Annotated in this window: 14 protein-coding genes; 10 read left to right on the top strand and 4 right to left on the bottom strand. The window is 51.6% G+C overall.

Translation table 11 applies throughout. The annotated features are described in order from the left end of the window. From HMPREF3178_RS17605 to HMPREF3178_RS17585, 5 genes are all read left to right on the top strand, one after another. Positions 1–726 (top strand): aldo/keto reductase (locus tag HMPREF3178_RS17605; protein WP_070585338.1); only part of this gene is annotated, 726 nt, incomplete at its 5' end. Positions 727–1162: 436 nt separating this feature from the next. Continuing rightward, on the top strand, positions 1163–3664 hold the full coding sequence (gene ptsP, locus HMPREF3178_RS17600; RefSeq protein WP_004105522.1) for a phosphoenolpyruvate--protein phosphotransferase: 2502 nt from the start codon (positions 1163–1165) through the stop codon (positions 3662–3664). A gap of 23 nt (positions 3665–3687) precedes the next feature. Next, positions 3688–4707, top strand: a complete 1020-nt coding sequence (locus HMPREF3178_RS17595; RefSeq protein ID WP_004105524.1) for a PTS fructose transporter subunit IIC — start codon at positions 3688–3690, stop codon at positions 4705–4707. Between the two features lies 1 nt (position 4708). Beyond that, positions 4709–5563 (top strand): AraC family transcriptional regulator, encoded by an 855-nt coding sequence (locus HMPREF3178_RS17590; protein WP_004105526.1) that lies wholly within the window; start codon positions 4709–4711, stop codon positions 5561–5563. Continuing rightward, positions 5560–5949 (top strand): PTS fructose transporter subunit IIB, encoded by a 390-nt coding sequence (locus HMPREF3178_RS17585; protein WP_001515329.1) that lies wholly within the window; start codon positions 5560–5562, stop codon positions 5947–5949. The genes HMPREF3178_RS17590 and HMPREF3178_RS17585 overlap by 4 nt, the downstream gene beginning before the upstream one ends. A gap of 97 nt (positions 5950–6046) precedes the next feature. Here HMPREF3178_RS17585 and HMPREF3178_RS17580 read toward each other — a convergent pair whose 3' ends face one another. The 3 genes from HMPREF3178_RS17580 to HMPREF3178_RS17570 are packed head-to-tail and all read right to left on the bottom strand — an operon-like array spanning position 6047 to position 9504. After that, on the bottom strand, positions 6047–6787 hold the full coding sequence (locus tag HMPREF3178_RS17580) for a phosphatase (protein WP_004105529.1): 741 nt from the start codon (positions 6785–6787) through the stop codon (positions 6047–6049). Positions 6788–6843: 56 nt separating this feature from the next. Beyond that, entirely contained in the window at positions 6844–8838 is a 1995-nt protein-coding gene (gene tkt / locus HMPREF3178_RS17575) for a transketolase (protein ID WP_004105531.1), read from the bottom strand. After that, complete coding sequence (locus tag HMPREF3178_RS17570) at positions 8839–9504, bottom strand: HAD-IA family hydrolase (RefSeq protein ID WP_024191304.1); 666 nt, start codon at positions 9502–9504, stop codon at positions 8839–8841. A 362-nt stretch (positions 9505–9866) separates the two neighbouring features. Between HMPREF3178_RS17570 and ptsP (HMPREF3178_RS17565) the strand changes: the two genes are divergently transcribed. The 5 genes from ptsP (HMPREF3178_RS17565) to tal all read left to right on the top strand — a co-directional run bounded on the left by ptsP (HMPREF3178_RS17565) (position 9867) and on the right by tal (position 16327). Continuing rightward, positions 9867–12377: a phosphoenolpyruvate--protein phosphotransferase gene (ptsP, locus tag HMPREF3178_RS17565; protein WP_004105536.1), complete on the top strand. Its 2511-nt coding sequence runs from the start codon at positions 9867–9869 to the stop codon at positions 12375–12377. 60 nt (positions 12378–12437) lie between these two features. Next, positions 12438–12758, top strand: coding sequence for a PTS fructose transporter subunit IIB (locus HMPREF3178_RS17560; RefSeq protein WP_001515335.1), 321 nt, complete (start codon positions 12438–12440; stop codon positions 12756–12758). Positions 12759–12925: 167 nt separating this feature from the next. Beyond that, positions 12926–14029, top strand: coding sequence for a PTS fructose transporter subunit IIC (locus HMPREF3178_RS17555; RefSeq protein ID WP_001515336.1), 1104 nt, complete (start codon positions 12926–12928; stop codon positions 14027–14029). Positions 14030–14038: 9 nt separating this feature from the next. Next, the gene (locus HMPREF3178_RS17550) at positions 14039–15292 is read left to right on the top strand and encodes a class II D-tagatose-bisphosphate aldolase non-catalytic subunit (RefSeq protein WP_001515338.1); all 1254 of its coding nucleotides are present in this window, start codon (positions 14039–14041) and stop codon (positions 15290–15292) included. 84 nt (positions 15293–15376) lie between these two features. Continuing rightward, positions 15377–16327 carry a transaldolase gene (tal, locus tag HMPREF3178_RS17545; RefSeq protein WP_001515339.1) on the top strand — a complete coding sequence of 317 codons (951 nt, stop codon included), beginning with the start codon at positions 15377–15379 and terminating at the stop codon, positions 16325–16327. Between the two features lie 68 nt (positions 16328–16395). Here the strand turns inward: tal and HMPREF3178_RS31790 are convergent. Next, positions 16396–16862, bottom strand: a 467-nt coding sequence (locus tag HMPREF3178_RS31790) for a LysR substrate-binding domain-containing protein (RefSeq protein ID WP_267283656.1), incomplete at its 5' end; no start/stop codon positions are given.

The following is a 16862-nucleotide window of genomic DNA, read 5'->3' as shown; positions in this document are numbered from 1 at the left end:
GACGACAACAAGCAGCAGATTTTAAACAGCCGTCCGGAGCATATCCGTGAAGCAGTGGAAGGATCATTACGTCGTCTAAAGACTGATGTCATTGATCTGCTGTACCAACACCGTGTCGACCCGGATGTCCCTATTGAAGATGTTGCGGGAACAGTGAAGGACCTGATCGCTGAAGGCAAAGTTAAACATTTCGGTCTGTCCGAAGCGGGTGCGCAAACTATTCGTCGTGCGCATGCCGTACAACCTGTCACTGCCCTACAAAGCGAATACTCAATGTGGTGGCGCGAGCCTGAGCGGGAGATCCTGCCGTTGCTGGAGGAATTGGGTATTGGTTTTGTACCCTTCAGTCCATTAGGTAAGGGCTTCCTGACAGGATCGATTAGGCCAGGAACCACTTTTGGCAAGGATGACTACCGCAGCACAGTACCACGTTTCGCCGAGCAGGCGATTGAAGCCAATGAAAAGCTGGTCTCATTGCTGGGTGAACTGGCGGCAGAGAAAGGCGTGACGTCTGCACAAATCGCGCTGGCATGGCTGCTGGCACAAAAGCCGTGGATTGTTCCTATCCCTGGTACCACCAAACTGCATCGACTGGAAGAAAACCTTGGGGCTGCCGACATCATTCTTTCACAGGATGACTCACGGCAGATAACACAGGCGCTTGAAACGATTAAAATCGTCGGCGAGCGTTACTCTCCTGAGCATCGGGCTCGCGTAGGTCGTTAATACCCGGACGGGTCCGTGCTCTATTGCGGACCCTTATTTCGTTTGATTAATCAGGCAGATAACTCAGATATTTTTGAATCAGATACATATCTGCTAACGCCATAGTGATAGATGCCGCCGGAGAAGTCGTGAATAGACATGCCGGAAACAGATTATCCTGCCTACCCCCGCACCATTTCATGAACCTGTTTGTATTAGCTTTAAATTTGTGATCCATATTGCAAAAACGGTTCAAAAGCCAGAAACAAAAAAACAAACTAAATCAAACAAGTAATTGAGAATTAATCATTCATAAATATGACAAAAGTCACAAAATCACAATCAGGTTACTATTTTTAAGAAAAGGTCACTTTTTTACTATGTCATCACCGTTGCGAACAGGGAAAGATAGCGAGATCGGCAACACATTGACGCGCGAAGGCATTCAGGAGTCGAGATGGCGGTGGTTATAACCTATGTATGTGAGCTTCACGAAGGTGTTCATGCCCGGCCTGCCGGATACATCGCGCGGCTATGTAATCTGTTCCGGGCAGATATCGACTGGGAAAACACCCGTACGGGACTACTGGCAAATGCGAAAAGCGCCCTCTCGCTGATTGCCAGTGACACGCTGGTAAACGATACATGCCGCATCACCCTTTGCGGAGAGGATGAAACGCAGGCCGCAGTCCAATTGCGCACGCTGCTTTCCGATCTCCCGACTTTTAGCCTTGAACCGGAACCAATAACCACGCAGGGGTATCTGCCCCGCTGCCTGCGCGAGTTGAACCCACAGGTGATTCAGGGAACTCGCATAAATAAAGGCGCAGCCATCGCCAGACCACAGATAATGCAGAGCCTGACTTTCACCGATATTATCGCCCGCAATCCAGGGTATATCGGCAATATTGAAAGTGAAAAAGCCCGCTTTCTTGCCGGGTTAGATTCATTACGCGTAGAGCAAGAAGCCGCCCTCGCAAAAAACCAGGGTATTGAACACGATCTTATTGCGGCACATCTATCTCTGATAACCGACATCGCATTTCAGGATAGTGCGATCGGTTATCTGAATAACAACATGAATGCCTGGTCGGCCATCGCGCAGGCGTCCCTTGACTTTTGCCATCAGCTTGAGCGCTCGCCTAGCCAGTATCTGCAGGAGCGCGCCCTGGATATTCTTGATATTGCGACGCAGCTCATCAGTGCGATCTATGGCGAACAGGCTCTGGCTTACCACCCACCTTTGCTAAATGAACCGACAATTGTTTTCGCCAGTCATCTGACCCCCAACCAGTTTCTGGCGCTAAACCGCAAACACCTTGCAGGTCTGGTGCTCTCCTCTACGGGGAAAACCTCCCATACAGCCATACTGGCTCGTTCGTCAGGTATCCCAACCCTGGCGGATATCGATTTTTCATCGCTGGATTTCGATGTCGATCAGCTGATAATCATTGATGGTGAGCCGGGGATCCTGATTACCCATCCGGATGAGAAAGTTCTGCGCTACTACCGTCATGAAATTGCCGTCCAGCAGGATATGCAGCAGCGGCTGCGGGAAAATGCTTTAGCGCCCGCAAGAACCCGCGATGGGCATCGCGTAGAGGTAGCCGCTAATATTGCAAGCCTGGCCGAAGCGCAGGCGGCCTTTGAAAACGGCGCGGAAAGCATCGGCCTGTTTCGCACCGAGATAACATATATGGGCCGCGATTACCCGCCCTCCTGCGCTGAACTGACAAACCTGTATAAACAGGTTGTTACTCTGGCAGGGGGGAAGCCCGTTATCTTTCGCACCTTCGATATCGGCGGTGATAAACCGGTTGGATACCTAAGCGTCGACAATGAAGAAAACCCGTTTCTTGGTTTCCGGGCAGTGCGTACTTATCCGCAATATCGCGACCTTTTTTCCACCCAACTGAAGGCTATTCTGAGCGCCTCAACATCAGGTAAAGCCAAAATTATGCTGCCGATGATTTCTCGGGTGGAAGAACTTATCTGGTGTCGTGAGGTACTGGAATCGGTTAAACAGGAGATGCGCCACGAGGGTCTGGCATTTGATGAACAGACAGCGCTCGGAATCATGCTGGAAGTACCTTCGGTACTCTTTTCTATGGCAGAGATGGCAGAACATGCGGATTTCTTCAGCGTGGGCAGTAATGACCTGACGCAATACTTTTTCGCCGCAGACCGAGGTAATGCACAGGTAAAAACGCTTTATGACAGTTGCACGCCACCGTTTTTACGCGCCCTGCAATTCGCAGTGAAAGAGGCTCATCGCGCCGGTAAGCCTGTCGGGTTGTGCGGTGAACTCGCTGCTGACGAAACCATTCTCCCACTGCTTATCGGCATTGGCTTTGATGAATTGAGTATGAACTGCACCGCGATTCCGGGGATTAAGCACGCCCTGGGCCAACTCAGTGCCGGAGATTGCCGGTCGCTGACGCAGAATCTTTTGCAAAATCACAACGCACAACAGTTCAAAGCCGCATTACAAAACTCGAGCGTTAGTGCGGCGCAAAAGCCGCTACTGTCGCCGGAGATGGTTTTATGGGGAATTGACGCCGCTGATAAAAACGAGGCTATCAAAATGATGGTTGATAACCTGTGGCTTCAGCAGCGCACCAATACACGTGACAGGCTCTGCAGTGATATCTGGGCTCGCGAAGTGCCTTTTCCTACCGTCGTTGGCTCGGGCTTTGCTATCCCCCATGCCCAAACGGACGCTGTCAGGGATTCCTCCGTCAGTATTGCCACGCTCAGGCAACCTATCGCCTGGGGCGGCGTCATGGTGGATACCCTGTTCATGCTGACGATTAGCAAATCCGCGCAGGATAACGAGCATATGAAGTACTTCTCCAGCCTGGCGCGCATGCTCATGAATGATGAATTTGTCAGCCAGATTAAAGCGGCAAAAAGCCCGGAAGCGCTTTACACGCTGATATCCAGAACTCTGGTCTTCTGAGCAGCAAACGTTACGAGGCTGACATGTTAAAACTATTAAAAAATACTAAACGACATTTTATGACCGGTGTCTCCTACATGATCCCGTTTGTCGTCGCTGGTGGTGTTCTGTTGGCGCTCGCGGTGATGTTTAACGGGGAAGCCGCCGTACCGGACCATGGTTTCCTGAAGGCCATGTCGCAAATTGGTATGGCTGGCTTAACCCTGTTTATCCCCATCCTGTCAGGATTTATCGCGTATTCGATGGTCGATAAACCGGGCATCGCGCCGGGTGCCATCGGCGGCCTGATGGCTTATCAGATGGGCGCCGGATTTTTAGGCGGCATGCTCTCCGGGATTATTGCCGGGCTGGTCGTCTATGTTCTGTTGAACCTGATCGCCCGGCTTAAAATCCCCCACTTCCTGCGCATGGTATTACCGATATTTATTATTCCGCTGATCGGGACCTTCCTCACCGGCATGGCGGTGTATTACATCATTGGCGACCCGATTGCCGGGCTGATGAAGTGGCTTAGCGTCTGGCTTGGCAATATGCAGGGCGCGTCGTTTATTATCCTCGGTACCATCCTGGGCTGCATGATCGCCGTTGACATGGGCGGCCCAATGAATAAAACCGCTTTTTTCTTTGCTGTTGCACTGATCTCAACGAACCCGCAGCTGATGGCGGCAGTCGCTGCCGCCGACTGTACTCCGCCTCTGGGGCTGGCGCTGGCAACCTTTCTGTTTAAAGACATCTTTAATGATGTGGAGCGAGAAGCCGGTAAGCCAGCGATAATTATGGGCTTTATGGGGATAACAGAAGGGGCAATTCCGTTTGCGGCGGCGGATCCGGTACGGGTGATCCCGGCAATTATGCTTGGCAGTGCGGTTGCGGCGATCCTCACACTATGGTTTGGCGCAACCAACGCCGCCCCGTGGGGCGGACTTATCGTATTACCGGTAGTCAGCAACCATTTTGGCTACATCGTTTCGGTGGTCGCCGGGAGCATCACCACCGCCTTTGCGGTGAAAGTCCTGAAGACAGTTATCAAACCTCGGGCATAATATGGCTACATTTATTCAATCTATTCTCAGTGAATTCAGCGCTCAGGGCTCGATAGACAAAGGCGTCATGGTAGCTAACGGCAATACGCAGGCTCCGGCGATGGCCTACCATCTGCACGTTCCGCGCATTGAGTTGACGGTAAAGGGCACACTTCGCATGCTGCTGCCGAAAGGCGTGGACCGCATCGTGAAATATGAACGTCCGGTCGGCACCATCACCTATATCCCCGCCAATAGCTGGAACTCGCCGCTGTGGGAAAGCCCGGTTATTTGCATGTCGATAGTCTTCTGGAAGCAGGACGTCGGTTTCAGCATCAGCAACTGGGATGGCACGCAGTTTAAAGAGGTAGAGAAGTACAATCTGCAAAACTCCAGCAGTACGGTTCGCGATCGGCTTCTCGACCTGGCTGAATCGCTGGCGTGGTCGCAAGATACCACCAGCGAGACCTTTGCCCACTTGGTCTATGCGCTGCTTAACGACCTGCTATATCAAATTACCGATGGCCTGAATAACCAGCGGGCTCCCTTCTCACTGCTGGACGAAATTAAGAGCCATATCGATAGTCACTACCACACGGACATTAGCCGGGAAAGCGTCGCCGAAACGTTTAATATTTCCCCAGGCTATCTGTCGCGTCTGTTTTCGAAGGAGTCAGACGTGAAATTTAACGAATATCTCAAGTTAGCCCGCATTTCACGTTCAAAAACGCTGCTGACCAATACCAATCTGAAAATAAACGAAGTTTCAGAAAAGTGCGGTTTCACAGATACTAACTATTTCTGCAAGGTGTTTCGCGATATCAACGACTGTACGCCGCTTGAATACCGCCGCAAAAATAAAGGAGCAAGATCATGACCACTCGTGCAACAAGAGATGAGATTCAGCCTTTCTCCAGCGAACGTCATCTGCATATTGTGGCGGTGACCGCGTGCGCGACCGGCGTGGCGCATACGTACATGGCCGCAGAGCAGCTGGAAAAACTGGCGAAGCAGTATCACTTTGCGATCAAAATTGAGACTCAGGGCGTACTGGGGCTTAAGAATCCAATTACCGATAAAGATATTTTCGAGTCTGAGCTCACCATCATCGCATCCGATATTACTATCGATAATCCTTCACGCTTTGAGGGTTGCCGTATTCTGAATGTTTGTATTAATTCGCTGTTACTCAAACCAACTGAGGTTATCGCCGCCATTCGTAAGTCTTTAAATCTGCCGCGAGGCAACGTTATTGACCTGTAGGTGGTTTTCCCTGGCTCTAACAGTCCAGTCTCAAAACCGCACAGACACGCCGAACTTCCTCTCCCATTATTGGGAGAGGGTTTAACCCACAAGATTTTTAGCCAGGAAGCGCATAAAGCTCGGCTATCCGCCCCCCGCCGTGCTGTTCCAGAAACGTCAGCACTCGTCGCACAGAGGTATTCAGCACTCTTGATGCTGGAAAATCAGCCTCCACCAGCAGATGCTGACAGGCGCTAAAGTCCCCCAGAGAAAACGCGCTGTGTGAATCGCTACCCAATGAGAGAAGTCCGCCGCTGTCGCGCACGGCTGCTACAATTTTGCGACAGTTCCCCTCACTGCCCTTACGTGAATGGACGAAAGAGGCGTTATTGACCTCCAACGCCACATGACACTCCTTAGCCACGGCCACCACCGCCGGGATATCAATCGGATACTCCGGGTTACCGGGGTGGCTGATAATATGCACCTTACCGCTCGCTATTACTGCAATCAGCGCATCGGTATTGGTGGTAATGTCCGCTGGCGCAAACACCTGCTTATGGAATCCAGCAATCACTAAATCCAGCGACGCACGCATTTTGTCGCTACAGTCGGTCTCACCACCAGGTTTGATATTGGCCTCAATACCGCGCAGGATCCCCACACCATCGACAACGCGCGGCAGCACACGCAAATTATTAAAGTGAAACGGATGCGGCGCATCAACCATTTCCGGGCCATGGTCGGTAATGGCGATCAGGCGAATATGTTTACGCACCGCGGCGGCGATATAGTCATGAACCGTGCTATAGGCGTGGGTGCTGGCCAGGGTATGCATATGAAGGTCAACGGGATACATGTTATCTCTCCCTTTAATGAAAAGCGGCCCCTTAGCATGTAAGGGGCCGTTAAAGGTTAAGCCAGAAGCGCTTTTGCCTGCTGCAACACCACCTCAACGGTAATGCCAAACTCCTGATAAAGCTGTTCCGCCGGGGCGGACTCGCCGTAGGTCTGCATACCGATAATCGCGCCATTCAGCCCGACATATTTAAACCAGTAATCCGCGATCCCCGCTTCCACGGCAATACGCGCAGAAACCGCCTGCGGCAACACCGCTTCACGATACGCCGCATCCTGCTTGTCGAAGACATCGGTGGACGGCATGGAGACCACCCGTGCCTTCACACCTTCAGCCGTCAGTTGCTGCCATGCGGCTACCGCCAGCTCCACCTCCGAGCCGGTCGAGATAAGGATCAGCTGCGGTTGCCCCTCGCAATTCTTCAGAACATAGCCGCCGCGCGCGATATCCTGCACCTGCTGCCAGGTCCGTTCCTGCTGGGTCAGGTTTTGCCGGGAAAAAATGAGCGCAGTCGGACCGTCCTGTCGCTCAACACCATATTTCCACGCCACCGCCGATTCAACCTGATCGCAGGGACGCCAGGTGCTGAGGTTCGGCGTCATGCGTAGTGAGGCAATCTGCTCGACCGGCTGATGGGTCGGGCCATCTTCGCCCAGGCCAATGGAGTCATGGGTATAAACCATCACCTGACGCTGCTTCATCAGCGCCGCCATGCGCACCGCGTTGCGTGCGTATTCGACAAACATCAGGAACGTCGAGGTGTACGGCAGGAAGCCACCGTGCAGCGCAATACCGTTGGCGATAGCGGTCATACCGAACTCACGCACGCCGTAGTGAATGTAGTTCCCGGCGCTGTCTTCGTTAATCGCTTTAGAGCCGGACCACAAGGTCAGGTTCGATGGAGCCAGATCCGCAGATCCGCCGAGGAATTCCGGCAACAGCGGACCAAAGGCTTCAATCGCATTCTGCGACGCTTTACGGCTGGCGATTTTCGCCGGTTTGGCCTGCAATTTTTCAATAAACGCCTGCGCCTTGCTGGCAAAATCTGCAGGCAGTTGCCCATTCACCCGACGGGTAAATTCATCTGCCAGCTCGGGGAACGCTTTCGCGTATGTGGCAAACTGCTGGTTCCACGCAGCCTCCTTAGCCTGCCCTGATTTGCGGGCGTCCCACTGCGAAGCTATCTCAGTGGGGATAACAAACGGTGGATACGGCCAATCCAGCGCTTCACGCGTTGCCGCCACTTCAGCCTCGCCCAGCGGCGCGCCGTGGACATCATGAGTACCCGCTTTATGCGGAGAGCCAAAACCAATCACCGTTTTGCAGATAATTAACGTCGGCATGGTGGTAATCGACTTTGCAACATCAATCGCGGCACGGATGGATTCAGGATCATGCCCATCGACTCCGCGTACCACATGCCAGCCGTAAGCCTCAAAGCGTTTGGCGGTGTCGTCGGTGAACCATCCCTCGACGTGACCATCGATAGAGATGCCGTTATCGTCGTAGAACGCCACCAGCTTACCGAGCTTCAGCGTCCCGGCCAGGGAGCAAACTTCATGAGAAATTCCCTCCATCATGCAACCGTCGCCCATAAAGGTATATGTGAAGTGATCGACAATGTCGTGGCCCGGGCGGTTAAATTGCGCCGCGAGAGTTTTCTCGGCGATAGCCATGCCGACCGCATTGGCTATCCCCTGCCCCAGCGGCCCGGTGGTGGTTTCGATGCCCGCGGTGTAACCCACTTCCGGGTGCCCCGGCGTTTTCGAATGCAGCTGACGGAAGTTTTTCAGCTCATCAATCGGCAAATCGTAGCCGGTAAGGTGCAGCAGGCTGTAGAGCAGCATTGAGCCGTGACCGTTGGAGAGTACAAAACGGTCGCGGTTGGCCCACGCGGGGTTATTCGGGTTATGGTTGAGAAAATCCCGCCACAGGACTTCGGCAATATCCGCCATTCCCATCGGTGCGCCCGGATGACCGGAATTTGCCCGCTGAACGGCATCGACACTCAGCATACGGATGGCATTGGCCAGGGTTTTTCGTGATGACATTTAAAACTCCCTCTGAATCTTAAGTAAAAAATCTGCCTCGCCCTTGCGCGTTACGCGCAGGTCGAGGTAGTTATCAATGGTTTTCCAGGTATCGATATCGTGAACTACAGACTGGCGGGTCAGGACTTCAACCACCACGCACCCTGCCTGGGTGGCAGAAAGCAGACCGGCAGTGGAGTCTTCAAAAGCGAGGCAATTAGCGGGAGAAAGACCGAGTCGGGCTGCACCCGTCAGGAACGGCTCCGGATGCGGCTTGCCATGATGAATATCTTCGCTGGTCACCAGCACCGGCGGAACGGGGAAACCGGCTTGTCGGATCCGTGCTGAGGCAACCTTCAGCGACCCGGAAGTCACAATGGCCCAAGGGACCTGCAACTGCTCAAGCTGGCGGAGAAAATCAACAGCCCCGTTAACCGCAGTGATGCCGTCAGTATTGCTCGCTTCAAACTCTTCCAGCGCGAGAAATTCGTCGATGATGATCTGTTCGCTGGCATCGGGCATAAAGTGGCGCAGCGTACTCAAAGCGGGTTTACCGTGGAGATAATGGCATACCGCCCTCGGATCCAGCTCTTTTGTAGTGGCCCATAAACGCCAGGAGGCCTCAACGAAATCCAGCGAGTTCACCAGCGTCCCGTCTAAATCCAGTAATATTCCACGAAAATGCATCGTAATTACCACAACGAAATAAATAGAGTGTGTATTATTTTGTACTCCATTACCCATGACCATTGAATAGAAAGAAAGTCACTTTAATAGCAATTACGTGACCACTGCTCACCCGTTAATAATAGTACGGCTGCCATCACAATTACTTAAATCATCTCGCAATACACACATCACAGTAATTCTATATAATTTCATGACCTCGATCACAAAATAATAATCAGGCTTTTTTATTCAAGCAAAGGTCACTTTTTTTCTATTCAAAGCTAGCTGAGAACGATGAAGGATATAAAACATGAAAGGCAGGCACTCAAACCTGCAGAAAAAATTAATTAGCCAGGGCTAAAAGATTATCGGGAGCAATGATGTCACAGATAATTACGTATCAATGTGAGCTGAAGGATGGTATTCACGCCAGACCGGCGGGACATATCGAACGATTGTGTAATACCTTTCAATCTGAGGTGTGCTGGAATAATATTCGCAGCGGCATTCAGGGTAATGGTAAAAGCGCTCTCTCGATTGTCGCCACCGATACCTTACTCAACGACGCCTGTGAAATTACCATCAGCGGTAAAGATGCTGCAAACGCGGCTCAGCAGCTGAGTGCGCTGCTTAAAAAACTGCCCTCCTTCGAGGTTAGCCATGCAGATGAAGCCGCAGTGCCTGCGGGTTATCTCCCGCGTTCGCTGCGGGAGACTCAGCTCAGTTTTATTCAGGGTTCACGCATCAGCGGCGGTGTTGCCATTGCCAAACCCGTTCGTATTCAGAGTCTGTCTCTGGACGAAATGCTGGCGCGTAACCCGGGCGGTGAGTATTCCACGGAGCATCAGCAGCGTATTTTTCTGGCGGGTTTAGAGGCGCTTAAGCAAGAGAAGCAGGCTGCGCTGGAAATTAAAAAAGGCGTTGAACACGATATTTTACAGGCGCATTTTTCCATTATCACCGATGCGACCTTTCAAAGCCATATCTCCTCGGCGATTTCCGGTGGTGACAATACCTGGGATGCGGTGATTAAAGCTGCAATGGAATTCTGTGAAATTCTTACTCGCTCATCAAGCAAATACATTAAAGAGCGGACCCTGGATGTTCTCGATATTACCGGACAATTACTTTCTGCGATCTATGGCCCGGGTATATTACCGCAGAACAGTCTTGAATTAACGCAACCATCGATTATTCTGGCCAACAGTCTGACACCAAGCCAGTTTCTCGGGATCAATAAAGAGTTTCTTGCCGGGATGGTATTATCCGCCACGGGTAAAACGTCGCACACCGCTATCCTTGCACGTTCGCTCGGTATCCCGACTCTGACAGATATTGATTTTTCGACCCTACAGCTGAATGCAGACATGGACATTATTATCGATGGCAATCCGGGTATTTTAATTATCGCACCGGATGAGAAAGTTCTGCGCTATTACCAGAATGAAATTGCCGTTCAGCAGAGTATGCAGCAGCAAATGCTGGCTAACGTCTATCAGGCAGCAACCACCAGCGATCATCATAGCGTTGAGATAGCCGCCAATATTGCCAGCCTGGCGGAAGCCGAGGCAGCCTTCAGTAACGGCGCTGAAGGCATCGGACTATTTCGTACCGAAATGTCATTCATGGACCGCGAATCCGCACCGGACTACCACGAACTGGCTGAGCTCTACAGCCAGGTGATACAGGTTGCACAAGGGAAGCCGGTTATCTTCCGCACCTTCGACATTGGCGGTGATAAGCCTGTCGACTATATGAGCATCGGCGAAGAAGAAAACCCGTTTCTCGGCTTCCGGGCGGTGCGAACTTATCCGCGTTATCGCGACCTTTTCGCCATGCAGCTCAAGGCTATCCTCAGCGCCTCGGCTTTTGGCGATGCCAAAATCATGATCCCGATGATCGCCAACGTTGATGAAGTTATCTGGTGCCGTGAAGTCCTCGAAGAGGTCAAAAGTACGATGCGTGATGAAGGGCTGGCATTCAACGACAGCATCTCGCTCGGCGTGATGCTGGAGATCCCCTCCGTTATCTTCGCGATTAGTGAAATAGCGGAATACGCAGATTTCTTCAGCGTGGGCAGCAACGACCTGACGCAGTACTTTTTTGCCGCCGACCGTGGAAATACGCAGGTTGAGGCGGTATACGATAACTATGCTCCGGCATTCCTGCGCGCCATGCAGTATGCCGCCGCCGAAGTCCACCGCGCGGGCAAGTGGATAGGTATCTGCGGAGAGCTGGGTGCCAGCAAAGATTTTCTGCCGCTGTTCGTTGGCATGGGCTTTGACGAACTCAGCATGAGTGGCACCTCTATTCCGGGTGTAAAACATGCGCTGCGGGAGCTGAGTTTTGCCAAATGCCAGGGGCTGGTACAGGATATTGTGGCGTTAAAACGTTCCGCTGATGTCAAAGTCGCGCTGAGTTCACCGGACGTAAAAGCGGTCAGCAAAAAGCCGATCCTCGCTCCAGAGTTTATTCTCTGCGGACTACAGGCCAGCGATAAAAACGAAGTTATCAAAAAGATGACCGACAATCTGTGGCTGCACCATCGCACCGATAATCGGGATCAATTAACCGATGATATCTGGGCCCGCGAAGACTCATTCTCCACCGCCGTGGGCTATGGCTTCGCCATTCCGCACACCAAGTCAGACCATATTCACTACTCCACCATCAGTATGGCAACCCTTGCGTCGCCCATTATGTGGGGCGATCAGGAAGTCGAAACCGTATTCATGCTGACGGTGAGTAAATCCGCCGACCCTAATGAGCATATGAAATATTTCTCCACGCTTGCCCGAAAGCTAATGAAAGAGGATTTCCGCAATGAAATAAAACAGGCCGAAAACGTCAACGTACTCTACAACCTGATGGCCAATACTTTGGCCGTATGAAATCAGGATTTATTAAGCAATGTTTAAAACCACAGCCAAATAAAAAATCAGGAGTCACTCATGAAGATTGTCGGAGTCGCAGCATGCATTACCGGTGTCGCCCACACCTATATGGCACAGGAAGCTATCGAGCAGGAGTGCAAAAAAAGAGGTTATGACGTCAAGGTCGAAACTCAGGGCGGCATGGGAATTGAAAATGAATTAAGCGAAGATGAGATTGCCGAAGCGGACGTGGTTATTCTGGCGATTGCTATTGGTATAGAAGGCGTCGAGCGTTTTGAAGAAAAAGAAGACGCCGGACTGGTTATTTCGCTGAACCCGGCAGAAGTGGTTCGCGATCCAGCAGCGATTATTGACCGGGCTGAAAAACTGGTGCAATAAAACAACCCACCGGTCCTTATTTACTTTCGACATTCGGTACCGGTGAATAATAACGTTAATTAAATTTCTGCGAACTCTTTATTTAAATTACGACGCAAACGCGTCCGGGGATGATTGTGCCTGAATATCGCAGTCATCATAAAAATAAAGGGTCCTGGAGGATGAAAATGTCGGAAAAAATGAAAGTCATCAAGGATGATTTAGTTAAAGCATTCAGTACCGGGGTGTCATATATGATGCCGGTGGTGGTGGTCGGCGGTATCTGCCTGGCACTCTCCTTGATTGGGGGTGAGCCGGTCGCGGGTAAAGGCATGGTGGTGACCAACCCATTCTTATTAAACCTCGGCGCTATCGGCAGCGCGGGCCTCGGAATGATGATCCCGGTGCTGGCGGCTTATATCTCCTACTCTATCGCCGGTAAACCGGGGCTGACTCCGGGTTTAATCACCGGTTTTATGGCCAGCACGCCGCTGGGCGCAGATCACGTGGTAACCGGTTTTCTGGGGGCGATGCTGCTCGGTATTCTCAGCGGCTACGTGGCTAAATGGGTAAAAGGCTGGAAAGTCGGTAAGGTGCTGATGCCGGTTATGCCGATCATGATTATTCCTATCGTCTCAAGCGTCATCGTCGGCATGCTCTATCTGTATGTACTGATTGGACCCATCGGTTTTGCCATGAAATGGCTGGTTTCCATGCTCTCCCATATGCAGGGAAGCAGTGGACTGGTACTTGGTCTGATTGTCGGTGCCATGGCAGCCTTTGATATGGGTGGCCCGGTAAATAAAACCGCAACGGCATTTACTCTCGCATTAATGGCTGAAGGTATTTATGGTCCTAACGGCGCTTACCGTGTTGCCTGCGCTATTCCGCCACTGGGCATTGCTCTCTCTACTTTTATTTCACCACGTAAATGGGCTGAAGATGAAAGACGAATGGGAACCTCTGCTGCCTTTATGGGGTTAATTGGCATTACCGAGGGCGCCATTCCTTTCGCCGTTAAAAACCTGAAGACCGTTCTGCCATCAATAATTATCGGCAGCGCTGTCGGTGCTGGCCTGGCAATGGTTCACGGCGTTGAATCTATGGTTCCCCACGGCGGGTTAATTGCTATCGCAGGCGTCAATAAAGCACCTGTATGGTATGCCATCGATATGGTTATCGGCGTTATTGTCACCGCAATCTGCCTATATATTCTGCGCCCCAACATAAGCGAGCCGGTAAAAAAAGAGTCGGCTAAAAAAACAATCACTTCTGATATGAATAAAGTCTGAGGAGTCATCATGAAAAACACAATGAAACAGTACGTCGATTATATTGTTAACGGTGGAAAATCAACAATGCTGGGAATTGGCCCCATGTCTCCGGCATTAATTCAGGCCTGTTTTGAGCTGGGTAAAGAAAAAGACCTGCCGCTGATGTTTATTGCCAGCCGCAACCAGGTTGATGCAGATGAGTTTGGCGCGGGTTACGTTAACAACTGGGATCAATTTCGCTTTGCCGCCGACCTGAAAGCGATGGCGGAAAAAGTCGGCTTCGACGGTGATTACTTCCTCTGTCGTGACCATGGTGGCCCATGGCAGCGTGATAAAGAACGTAAAGACCATATTCCGGAAGCCGAAGCGATGGCGCTAGCGCGCCGCTCTTATCAGGTAGATATGGACGCCGGTTTCGACCTGTTGCATATCGACCCGACAAAAGACCCGTATGTCGTCGGTAAAGTCATTGATATCGAACTGGTGCTGAGTCGTACCGTTGAGCTGATCCGCTTCTGCGAAGAGTACCGTAAGGCAAATAACCTGAAGGAGTTCTTCTATGAAGTCGGAACTGAAGAGACCAATGGCGGCCTGACCGACGTCAGCGCCTATGAAGGGTTTATTATTGAGCTGAATAAGCGTCTTGCTGCCGAATCGCTACCGCAGCCGCTGTTTATCGTTGGTCAGACCGGAACCCTGACCCGCCTGACCAAAAACGTTGGCCATTTTAATGATAAGCAGTCCGCAGAGCTTTCGGCTATCAGCACCCGTCACGGCGTCGGTCTGAAAGAGCATAATGGTGACTATCTTCCGGATGAGATCCTGTTGAAACATCCAGGTCTGGGCATCACGGCAATGAACGTCGCCCCAGCCTACGGCACCATTGAAACCCGCGCTTATCTGAAGCTGGCGGAAGTCGAGAAAGATCTGGCAGCGAAAGGCTTTATCAAGTCAGCATCTGATTTAAAAACCGTCCTGACCCGCGAGTGCGTGCTGAGCCACAAATGGGAAAAATGGATGACCGATGAGCACAAAAATAAGTCCGAGGAACAGATCTTTAACGAGCCGGAATTGTTGAAAGAGATTCTCGAACTCAGCGGCCACTACAACTACGAAAAACCAGCGGTAGTCAAAGAGATGCAGACCATGTTTGCTAATCTGAAGTCGTTTGGTGTCGAACCCGAGCGTTATGTGGTTAATAAAATTAAAGATATGATCCAGAACGAAGCAGAGTGCTTCAATATGCCAGGCCTGACCACCCGCGTCGCGCAGGCAAAATAACCACCTATCCAGCTTAGCAATAAGGAGCGGGCTCTGGCCCCTCCTTGCTATTTGCTGCCCAATTATGAAATACAGGTTTATGCCATGAATCAGCTTGAACAACTAAAGCAGCGAACCACAATTGTTGCCGACAGCGGGGATATTGACAGCATTATGGCTTACCAGCCTGAAGATGCGACCACCAACCCTTCGCTTATTTATAAAGCGGCGCAGCTTCCGCAATACCAGAAACTGGTGAAAGATGCCGTCGCGGCAGTGAAGTCCCGCCAGAATGGAAAGCCGGTACAGCCTGCGGATATTGCCGATTACCTGGCGGTGAGTATCGGGGTGCTGATCCTGAAAAACGTTCCGGGTCGTATTTCAACTGAAGTGGATGCTCGCCTCTCGTTTGATACCCAGGCCAGTATTGCTAAAGCGCGGGAAATTATTGCACTGTATGAAGAGAAAGGTATTGGCAAAGATCGGGTTTTGATTAAGCTTGCTGCCACCTGGCAAGGGATCCGTGCCGCAGAAACGCTGGAAAAAGAGGGTATCCAGTGTAACCTCACGCTACTATTCTCCTTTGCCCAGGCCAGAGCCTGTGCCGATGCCAATGTTTTCCTGATTTCCCCGTTTGTGGGCCGTATCTACGACTGGTACAAGAAAAACAACCCTGATACCACCTTCACCGTCGAGAACGATCCGGGTGTCGAATCAGTGCAGAAGATCTATCGCTTTTATAAAATGCACGGCTACCGCACCGTGGTGATGGGGGCCAGTTTCCGTACGCCGGAACAGGTGCTGGCGCTTAACGGATGCGATCGTCTGACCGTTTCCCCGGCGTTGCTGGCGCAGTTGCAGCAAACTCAGGGGGCGGTACCAATGCCGCTGACGTATGAAGGTGAAATCCAGGCGAAGCCCACAGCGATGACCGAGGCTGAGTTCTACTGGGCTCATAATCAGGATGCGATGGCAGTGGAAAAGCTCGCCGAAGGTATTCGCCTGTTTGCCGTGGACCAGAACAGTCTTGAGGCACTGCTGAGTCAATATCTGTAAGCTCCCCTTGCAAATATCCTATGCAGGTAGTTGATTCTTAGACGGGTCCGCAGTAAATATCGGACCCATTATTCCACGTAGCGAAGTGCATCGATCATCAGCGCAAAAGCGGGCGGATGCTGCTTACGGCTCGGATAGTAAAGATAATATCCGGGGAAAGACGGACACCAGTCCTGCAGAACCTGAATAAGTTCTCCTGACTTGATATAATCCTGCACCCTGTCTTCGGGTATACAGGCAATGCCAAAACCGGATAACGCCGCATCAATTCGTTCCGCTTGCAGATTAAACGTGACCTGCCCTTCTACTCTGACCCGTAACGGTTTTCCATCCTTCTCAAACTCCCAGTGGTAAAGACCACCGGCTGTCGGCAGGCGCATATTGATACACCGGTGATTTTGTAGCTCGTGCGGCGTTTCAGGTGCAGTGTTTGCAGCAAAATAAGACGGCGCTCCCACCACTGCCATTCTCATGTCCGGGCCAATTCTTACCGCAATCATATCCTTATCCACGCTTTCGCCCAGGCGGATCCCGG

The sequence above is a fragment of the Klebsiella sp. HMSC09D12 genome (assembly GCF_001808475.1).
In the GTDB taxonomy this organism is placed as follows: Bacteria; Pseudomonadota; Gammaproteobacteria; order Enterobacterales; family Enterobacteriaceae; genus Klebsiella; species Klebsiella oxytoca.
This window is presented reverse-complemented; position numbering and strand designations above follow the sequence as displayed.